This window comes from Mucilaginibacter sp., assembly GCF_036383575.1.
In the GTDB taxonomy this organism is placed as follows: Bacteria; Bacteroidota; Bacteroidia; order Sphingobacteriales; family Sphingobacteriaceae; genus Mucilaginibacter.
This window is the reverse complement of the sequence record NZ_DASVOB010000665.1, coordinates 1-8968: the sequence shown is the minus strand read 5'-3', so window position 1 is coordinate 8968 and position 8968 is coordinate 1. Positions and strand designations below refer to the sequence as shown.

Genomic DNA, 8968 nt, shown 5'->3' with positions numbered 1-8968 from the left:
AAAAAGGAGGTCCATTATTGGTCGATGCAATTCGATGATTCGCAGACAGAGGTTCCCGGTTCCTGCGCCCGGACTTGTATATTTATACGAAACGATTTGCAATCCCGATTGTAGTCAATAAGGATGATAGGGCTGCGGCATAAGCAATACCTCATATCAGCATGTACTTTGATCTAAAAAAACAAAAAAGCAAATGATGAGTCGGCGCACAAAGTATATTCTGAATGGGTTATGCCTTTTTAGCTGCTTTTTATTTTTTTCACCTACCTGGCTTTACGCCCAGGGGAAATGGGAATTAAAACGGGATGAAAATGGTATTGAGGTTTATTCCAGAACTCCTTTAACCGGCAACCTAAAAGAGATACACGTAGTATGCGAATTTAATACTACCAAAACAAAACTGATAGCTGCATTAAAGGATATCGATCATTATAATGATTGGGTTTACAGCACAAAGGAGAACAACATGCTGAAAATTGTATCCCCCGATCAGTTTATTTATCATTCCGTATCCAAGTTACCCTGGCCATTGAAGGATCGTGACCTGATAGTTGAATTGAGTGTGCTTCCTGCCGAAAAGCATGAACAGTTTCAGATCCAGGTAAAAAGCCTTCCGGATTATTTACCCAGGGATAAAAAGTATGTGAGGGTGCCATACTCCCTTGCATTGTGGAACGTAACGGTAAAAAACGAAAACACCCTAAAGATTGATTACACCTTCAGCGTGGATCCTGGTGGAAGTATTCCTGCCTGGCTGGTAAACAGCACTTTACCCATTGGCCCCTACAACTCATTTCATAAATTAAAAATGCTTCTGGAACGTCCGCTTTAAGTTCATTTAATTAAAAAGACAAGGTAAAACATCTACAAAACATTAGTAATTTTAACTAAGCGAAATCATACCTATGAGTACCCCAATTACAACACGCTGGCCCAGGCTTGATTACCATGACCTTAAAGATACTATTGCAAGTGTCCATATGTGGACCCAGATCATTGGTAAAGTGAGGCTAAAACAAATGCCCTGGATCAACCATTCGTGGCAGGTTACCCTTTATGTAAGCCCTACCGGTCTCACTACTGGCAGCATGCCCTTTCAGGGTGGCGTTTTCCAGATCGATCTTGATTTCATTAGCCATACGCTTAATATATCTGCCAGTACGGGAGAAAAACGGTCGTTTGGACTTGGTACAGGAAGTGTAGCTGCATTTTACAAATTACTGATGGATAATATCCGCTCGATTAATGCAGGTGTGGAAATATATGCAGTACCTAACGAAGTTGAGCCAGCCATTCCTTTTGCCGAAAATCATACGCCCTGTAATTATAATGCATCCATCATGCATGATTACTGGCAGGCGCTGGTAAGGGTCCATAATGTTTTTACAGAGTTCAGGGCTGGGTTTCAGGGTAAGAACAGCCCTGTACATTTCTTTTGGGGTGGATTTGACCTTGCCGTAACCCGTTTTTCAGGCAGACCGGCACCTAAACACCAGGGCAGTGTCCCTAACATGCCGGCAATAATAATGCAGGAAGCTTATTCGCAGGAAGTAAGTTCCTGTGGCTTTTGGCCCGGCTCTGATGCTTTCCCGCATCCGGTTTTTTATGCTTATTGTTACCCAACTCCGGCAGATTTTAGCAAACAGCAGGTATCGCCTCCTGAAGCATTTTATAGTGGAGAAATGGGTGAGTTTTTATTGACCTATGAAGTTGTTTCCAGGTCGGCCGATCCGGAAAAGACGTTACTTCAGTTTTTGCAATCTACTTATGACGCTGCTGCCAAAACGGGAAATTGGGATAAAGACCTGCAATGTGATCTGTCTGCCTTAAAGAACGCTTGATGTAAAAACGTTATAGCTTTAAGGTTAACGGGAATACACATTTTCATTTGCTTTTATCCATACAATAAATTAACTTTAATTAGCAATAATTATTTGATTATGAGCCAATTTCCAGACCCCGACGAAACACCCACTCCTGAGGAAGACGGTCAAAATATACCTGATATATGGGATATTAACACATCAGGTAAGGGCCGTGTGGGCAGGTTAGATACCGATTTGTCAGAAAGTGCACCTTGCGCCGATGACAGCGAGCCTTATTGGGAAGGTGATCCCGACACACCTGGTTTATGGAATAATGATGATCTGTCATCATCCGAGCAGGGAGACTACCTTGAAACCGAATAATCAGGAAGCTATAGTTGCGATAGCAAAAGCAATCCCCATAACTATGGGCGAAAAAAATATCGCTCTTAAGCAAAGAATGTACATTTTCCACCTGGTATCATTTTTTTTAGTGTTTTTTTCAATACGTTCCTTAAAATTGATGATCTCAACCTTATAAAAAGCTAATATCCTGTCATCATCACCAAGTTTGTCATTGAAAAACCCGTTGTTAAAGTATGCTTCGGGGCTTGTGCCAGGTAAAAGATATTCGCTTGGTGTTACACTTTCCAAAATAAATATCAATCCTAATATCAGAAAGTAAAATATCCCTACTACGGCAGTGAACAACAAGGTATCTAAATGAGGGTTATCCTTCCACCTGCCAATAGCATAAGCCACAAGACCGATCAAAATACCGGAAACAAGCGTTAGCAACCCGTTTGAACGCTCGTAAATTCCCTTTGCCGTTTCCATGGTGTGGTTATAAGATTTTTCGGCCTGATCAAATATGAACTTTGCATCCTCTATGGTTAATTTGTTCAGCCAATCTTTCTTTTCCTTCCAGAAGTTTTCCATACGCGTACTTTTAACCTAATTTAAAGTTAATCTACCGTAATTCATACAAAATCAACTAAATACAAATCAATTCACCTTTTCACTGAGCATTCATGAATAACAAAAGCCCGGTGCTTTTAAGCAACCGGGCTTCATTGTATTAAAACATAAACTTTTATTAGTTAGGCATCAGCACAGTATTAACTACGTGAATAACACCATTTTTTTGAAACACATCGGTAATGGTGATCCATGACTTACCACCTTTTTCATCAACAAGGTATAGTTTTTTGCCTTTTGCCATAACTGTAAGTGTACCACCGGCTACAGTTTTTAGTTCGGCTTTACCCATACCTGCCTTAACTTTAGCCCACAGATCTGCCGAGCTTAAACGGCCTGCTACCACGTGATAAGTAAGGATTTTGGTAAGCGTTGCTTTATTCTCTGGTTTTAATAAAGTTGGCACGGTCTCTTTCGGCAGTTTATCAAATGCCTCGTTGGTTGGTGCAAAAACGGTGAACGGGCCATCGCCTTTCAGGGTTTCAACCAGGCCTGCTGCCTTAACAGCGGTAACAAGCGTAGTGTGATCTTTGGAATTTACCGCATTATCAATAATATCTTTAGTTGGGTACATAGCTGCGCCGCCTACCATTTTGGTTTGAGCGTTAACTTTAGGGACTGCTGCAAAAGCTACTAATGCAACGGCCATGATGATGATTTTTTTCATAAATTATTGTTTTAATTAGTTTGAAAGAAACTACGATGCATAATAATTAACAGATTCACAAGCATCCCAAAAACAACACAACAATTTAATTGTCAATGAATTAACCACACCCTATTTTAGAGTAAAGTGAGCTTTCAGGTATACAAAACAACTCAGCTGTTTATTACGTGCTTTTCCAATCCGGGGCGTTCACAATTACGTTTATAATTGAAACCAGCAAACAACAGATGCTTACCGAAAAACTTATAGCCAACAGGATCCGTGCAGTGAGGGAAGAAAAAAACTACACCCAGTTTTACGTTGCCTACAAACTCAATGTATCGCAAAATACGTTCAGCAAAATTGAATTAGGCAATGTTAAGCTCACCCTTGCCAGGCTCATTGAGATAGCGAAAGTTTTGGAAGTTGACCTCGTGGATTTTTTAAGAGAAGAGCATCTGCATATTATTGCTCGGTAAAGCCCCCGCAAAGCGATTTCAACTCTCCATGTTGCTCATTTCCATTCTCCCGGGAGATCAATCATATATTTTCGAAATATGAGTTTGATCGCAAAATTTTCGATAAATTCAGCCCTGTTATAAACAATCATGAAAACTACAACATTGGTATGCCGGGTATTACTCGGTTCGCTTTATTTGATATTCGGACTTGATTACTTTTTACATTTCATACCTTATCAGCCACTTCATACAGGCAAAGCAGGAGCTTTCATAGCAGGCCTAAAAGGTACCGGTTACTTTTACCCAATGCAGAAGGTGATACAAATAGTAGGCGGGCTGTCATTAATGTTTAACCGTTATGCGCCATTTTCGGCAGTGGTACTTTTCCCGATCAGTTTGAATGTATTACTCTTTCATACTTTTTTAGTGCCCTCTGGATGGCTTATGGGTGTTACATTGGTAGTACCTAATCTGCTGCTGGGTTATGCCTACCGCAAATATTACAGCGGAATGTTTACCATGAAAGCGATTGGTGAGTGATGAATTACTGAGATAACGCCCCAAAAGTTTACTCCCCCTTCAATACCTGCCCTATCCAAACCGGAATAAGTTTTTTCCTTTCCTTCATCATCATTTCAAATTCGACTGCGCTAAAATAACCAGCCTCCAATTGTCGAGGGCGCGACAGGAACGGAAAAACAATCATGCCCGTAATATTCCACATCAGGTTAACGGGTTGAAATTTAATGATACCATCGGCCTGCATGGCATAAAGCTGTTTTGCAAACACCGAGTCTGTTAATGTTTTAAATTTTTCAACCATTGGCAAAGTGGTTTGCCCCGCAAGTACCTCGTTCACCATAAAAAAAGGAAAATCTGGGTTTTCCAAAAGCTGGTCGATATAATATCCTACACAAATCTCAATCTTTTCGATGGCCGTGGTGGTTTCGTCGTTTAAAACCGGTTCAATTTTATCAAAAAGCTTTTTAATGGTTTCATCCATGATAAACGCAAAAAGATTTTCCTTACTGCGGAAATAATAGTTAACAGATGCCACGTTGGTGTTGGCTTCAGTAGCTATATCCCTTACAGTAGTAGCCAGGAAGCCCTTTTTGGTGAAGATATTTCTGGCCGCATTCAATATTTTCTCTTCGGTTGTTGTTTCGGCAGTTATAGTCATGGATGATATATGTTTTCAAATTTAGTCATTCAAAAACATATATCATCCAAAGGGCTTAATGAGAGTCGGCCACAGCTTTTTGTCCTTTTACAATTGGTGCCAAAAATATGAGCGGAATTGCCGCCAGCATCACCCAGCCAACCACAATGTAAGCATCGTTATAGCTTAACAGCGTACTTTGTTTATTAACGGTGCCATCAATAGCAGCATAAGCCATTTTTGAAGCATCAAAAAACGATTTGCCCTTAGCCATAAACCCATGCAACAAGGCGTTATACCTGTCGGTGAAGTAGTTATTGTATGGATTAATATTGGTTAACAGGTTGTTACGGTGCGTTGCCACGCGGATATGGATCAGCGTATTTAAACCCGCTATCCCAAACGAACCACCCAACTGGCGCATCATATTATTGAGACCCGTGCCCTGCCCTATCTCTGCCCCTTTTAGGCCGCCAATAGCAATAGTGGTAAGCGGTACAAAAAGCAACGATAAACCTATCCCCCTGATGGCTAAAGGCCAAAAGAAATCGCCGGTGCCAGATGCCAATGTTGAGCCGCTCATAAACCACGAAAAAACAAAGAACAATATCATGCCACCCACAGCCATAAATTGTGCGGGCAGCCCTTTATTAAGCATAATCCCTACAAAAGGCATCATCATAATGGTGAACAAACCGCCGGGTAGCAAGATCTCGCCGGTTTGTTGCGCCGAAAACCCCAATAGGTTTTGACAAAAAACAGGAAAAACAAATTGCGACCCATACAAGCCCACGCCAAGGATAAAAGAGGTAACCATCCCCGCCGAAAAACTTCGGTGGCGCATGATCTTGAAATTAACTATAGGATGATCGGTACTTAACTCGCGCCACAAAAAAAGCAACAAACCTATAACCGCTGCACAGGTAAGTACAATGATATAGGTGGTGGCAAACCAATCTTCGTCCTCCCCTTTTTCCAATATGGTTTGTAAGCTGCCAACGGTTATAGCCAGCAAAGCTATCCCCCACCAGTCGATAGGTTTATCTTTCCCGTCGCGGGATGTTACTTTTACATACATTACCGTAAATATAGAAGCCAGGATCCCTACAGGTATATTTACATAAAAGATCCAGCGCCAGGCGGCATGGTCTGTTATGTAGCCGCCAATGGTAGGGCCTATGGTCGGGCCAACAACAGCGCCCAACCCAAACAGGGCTGTGGCTGTGCCCAACTGCTCTGCCGGCCATGTTTCAATCAGGATGGCCTGTGATGTTGACAGTAAACCACCGCCCGCCAAACCCTGTAAAATTCGGAAGCCAACAAGTTCGGTCAGGCTGCTGGCGTTGCCGCATAAAAACGAGGCTATGGTAAATACAATGATGGAAGTTAAAAAGTAGTTTTTGCGCCCGAAAAAACTACTCAGCCAGCCCGACATGGGCAAAATGATCACGTTTGCCACACTATACCCCGTTACTACCCAGGCGGCATCGGTTATGGTGGCCCCAAGGTTTCCCTGGATCTGGGGAATGGAAACGTTAACTATGGTGGTATCTATTAATTCTAACAGTGAGGCTATAATCACCGTAATGGTAATTATCCACTTTTTAAATCCTGACTCGGCCATTTGATAAAAGTTTTGTGTCTTAAATAATGGCACAAAATTAATCAATCGTTTGATTAAAACATTTGTTTAAAATAATTGTATAAATTATTACGATGGAGTGACAAGCTTTTTTTTGAAGAAGATTTACAGGACAGGGTATAGCTGGAGCAAGCCCAACCAGATTGCCAGGTTGAGATTTAACGTATTGATCAGCAATTACGAAATTTTAATTGTGGAAAAGACCAGGTTTATATCTATCCCACACCGGGCAGCCTGCATATATATGGGTGCTTATACAACAGATGTTCGGAAGATGAAATTACCGCTAAAAATATGTCATTATAAGCGTAGCGTTGCAATCTCGTAGTCGATGCAGGTCCGCTCTGTATAGCTACAAAATTGCTTCATCGTTACTCTTTTTAATGACATGGCAGCAATTTTTTGGTTATTAAATGTGTGTTGATTGATTTTATAATATGGGCGTTGCCTGCGGCCCGGGCTTTCCGTTACAAGTCCTCGCTTTGCTTGCACACAAACCCAGCGCTCGCTGTGGGCTTTCCTCTACAATCCCTAACGCGGCCCTCGCACAACACCCCTAAAATATATTTTACACGCCATCACGATTTTTCCCGGGTTTCCCTCGTTAACAATAACATAGCTTTTAAACCAACATTTTCAACTGATCTGCATCTTCCGAACACTTATTGTGTTCACATCGGTAAGAGGCTCTTGTTCTGAGTGTGGAAACAGAACTTGACAGTCAGGTTAAACCGGAGGCTAATACTATTGTCTTCGACCTTTCGACCGTAAAAAGAATTAAGCTTGGTTAAAAAACTCGCCAAAATGCCAAAGTACGCCTGAGGGATCATTTAAAAAACATTCCCTCCCCCATTGCTCTACGCGGATTGGGGTTAATCTTACACCTTCGTATTTTGAAGGCAGATCTAAAGCTAACAGTTCATTCCAATAGCGGGCAACATCATCAACTTCCAAAAAGATCATGGTATTGTCTATCCAGTCTTTAACGTAGGCGTTTTGCAGGTAAAATGCGAGTTGTCCCGTTTTAAACACCGACATATTAGCGTCAAGTACAACCTCATCAAAACCCAGGTCGCGGTAAAAACTGCGTGATATTTCAAAATTTTTAGAGCCAATGAACGGCCTGAGCGATACAGCCTTGTGTTGCATGATTGGTTGGGTTTAAAATGAGGCCGGCAACCTGCTTAATTTTGCTGCAGATTGCCGGAAACTAATTAAATACTAAGATACTTTATAACTACTTACTTTCAAACAACTCCTCAGGATTAACCTTCGCTCCTAATTCTTTTGCTGAGAAAGAAAAGTAACAAGTGAAGCAAACTCATCATAAGATAATGCATTGGCGAGACCAACCGGCATCATGGATGTTTTCAGTTCCTTCCGGGTAAGCACATCGCTTGATTTAATGGTAAATACATCTCCTGAAATATTTCTCATCACAATTTTCTGAGCAGACTCATCCGTAATAAATCCCAAATAGTTTTTATTGCCTTTAGCTGTTATCATCACCGTGGCAAATCCCTGGGAGATTGAGGCGCTTGGTTTTAAAATAGATTCGGCAATTTGCTGGCGGTTCATGATCGAACCGATCTGTCCCATAAACGGCCCCTTTAACTTTTCGCCCCGGGTGAGGCTATGACAAGCTATGCAACCTTGCTGCGCAAAAAGAGCTTTTCCCTTCTTCGGATCACCTTTAACTTTGGCTAACATCAACATAACATCTTCAATAGATGTACTGCCGATCTGCCCTTTTTTATTCAGGATCTTTGCCAAATCCACTTTGGTTTCTTTTGTTGCAACGCTTTTTTCCTCACCTCCAAAGGCAGTGATACCCATTTGATGGCGCTCATTCAAATCAGCATAAAATTGTTTGCCTGCGGCGCCTGATTTGGCCCGTTCAAGTGTCAGGAATTTTTCAATACGAGGTGAAGCTTCCCAGGTTATACCTTTGTAAATAGGGCCATGCGAATCGGGCCGGGTTCCCCACCACCATGATGCATCATAAGAAGCCTCTTGTTTATAAAGGCGAGCTAGGGTTACCAGTATTTGTTTCTTAGTTTTGGGATCTTTGATTTTTGGATAAGCAGTAATCAAACCATTCACTGCTTTAGGATCATACATATAGCGTAAAGCCCATAATGCTAATGTTGAATTGGATGTTCCAATTGCACTAACACATGCATCAACCGCATTCATACTTACAAGTGCCCTTACAGCTAAGTGGGCCGGTATTATGGCCGAATTTGGCGTAGCGTGCGGACCTTCTGTATTTTTAGC

Annotated in this window: 11 protein-coding genes; 5 read left to right on the top strand and 6 right to left on the bottom strand. The window is 41.6% G+C overall.

The features are described 5' to 3' along the window. Positions 1 to 193: 193 nt before the first annotated feature. From VF500_RS23335 to VF500_RS23325, 3 genes are all read left to right on the top strand, one after another. The gene (locus VF500_RS23335; protein WP_330861978.1) at positions 194 to 832 is read left to right on the top strand and encodes an START domain-containing protein; all 639 of its coding nucleotides are present in this window, start codon (positions 194 to 196) and stop codon (positions 830 to 832) included. A 73-nt stretch (positions 833 to 905) separates the two neighbouring features. Next, entirely contained in the window at positions 906 to 1841 is a 936-nt protein-coding gene (locus VF500_RS23330) for a DUF5996 family protein (protein ID WP_330861977.1), read from the top strand. A 99-nt stretch (positions 1842 to 1940) separates the two neighbouring features. Next, entirely contained in the window at positions 1941 to 2189 is a 249-nt protein-coding gene (locus VF500_RS23325; protein WP_330861976.1) for a hypothetical protein, read from the top strand. Here the strand turns inward: VF500_RS23325 and VF500_RS23320 are convergent, their stop codons facing one another. Together VF500_RS23320 and VF500_RS23315 are read right to left on the bottom strand one after the other, a co-directional pair. Then, on the bottom strand, positions 2190 to 2744 hold the full coding sequence (locus tag VF500_RS23320) for a hypothetical protein (protein ID WP_330861975.1): 555 nt from the start codon (positions 2742 to 2744) through the stop codon (positions 2190 to 2192). 157 nt (positions 2745 to 2901) lie between these two features. Then, positions 2902 to 3450: a fasciclin domain-containing protein gene (locus VF500_RS23315; protein WP_330861974.1), complete on the bottom strand. Its 549-nt coding sequence runs from the start codon at positions 3448 to 3450 to the stop codon at positions 2902 to 2904. A gap of 227 nt (positions 3451 to 3677) precedes the next feature. Between VF500_RS23315 and VF500_RS23310 the strand changes: the two genes are divergently transcribed. Further along, positions 3678 to 3908 (top strand): helix-turn-helix domain-containing protein, encoded by a 231-nt coding sequence (locus VF500_RS23310; RefSeq protein ID WP_121229323.1) that lies wholly within the window; start codon positions 3678 to 3680, stop codon positions 3906 to 3908. Between the two features lie 129 nt (positions 3909 to 4037). Next, positions 4038 to 4430 carry a DoxX family membrane protein gene (locus VF500_RS23305; protein WP_121227547.1) on the top strand — a complete coding sequence of 131 codons (393 nt, stop codon included), beginning with the start codon at positions 4038 to 4040 and terminating at the stop codon, positions 4428 to 4430. A gap of 28 nt (positions 4431 to 4458) precedes the next feature. Here VF500_RS23305 and VF500_RS23300 read toward each other — a convergent pair whose 3' ends face one another. The 4 genes from VF500_RS23300 to VF500_RS23285 all read right to left on the bottom strand — a co-directional run. Continuing rightward, positions 4459 to 5070, bottom strand: a complete 612-nt coding sequence (locus VF500_RS23300; protein ID WP_330861973.1) for a TetR/AcrR family transcriptional regulator — start codon at positions 5068 to 5070, stop codon at positions 4459 to 4461. Between the two features lie 55 nt (positions 5071 to 5125). After that, a complete protein-coding gene (locus VF500_RS23295; RefSeq protein WP_330861972.1) occupies positions 5126 to 6673 on the bottom strand; it encodes a DHA2 family efflux MFS transporter permease subunit in 1548 nt (515 codons plus the stop codon). Between the two features lie 795 nt (positions 6674 to 7468). Beyond that, entirely contained in the window at positions 7469 to 7840 is a 372-nt protein-coding gene (locus tag VF500_RS23290; protein ID WP_330861971.1) for a glyoxalase, read from the bottom strand. A gap of 129 nt (positions 7841 to 7969) precedes the next feature. Next, positions 7970 to 8968 (bottom strand): c-type cytochrome (locus VF500_RS23285; RefSeq protein ID WP_330861970.1); only part of this gene is annotated, 999 nt, incomplete at its 5' end.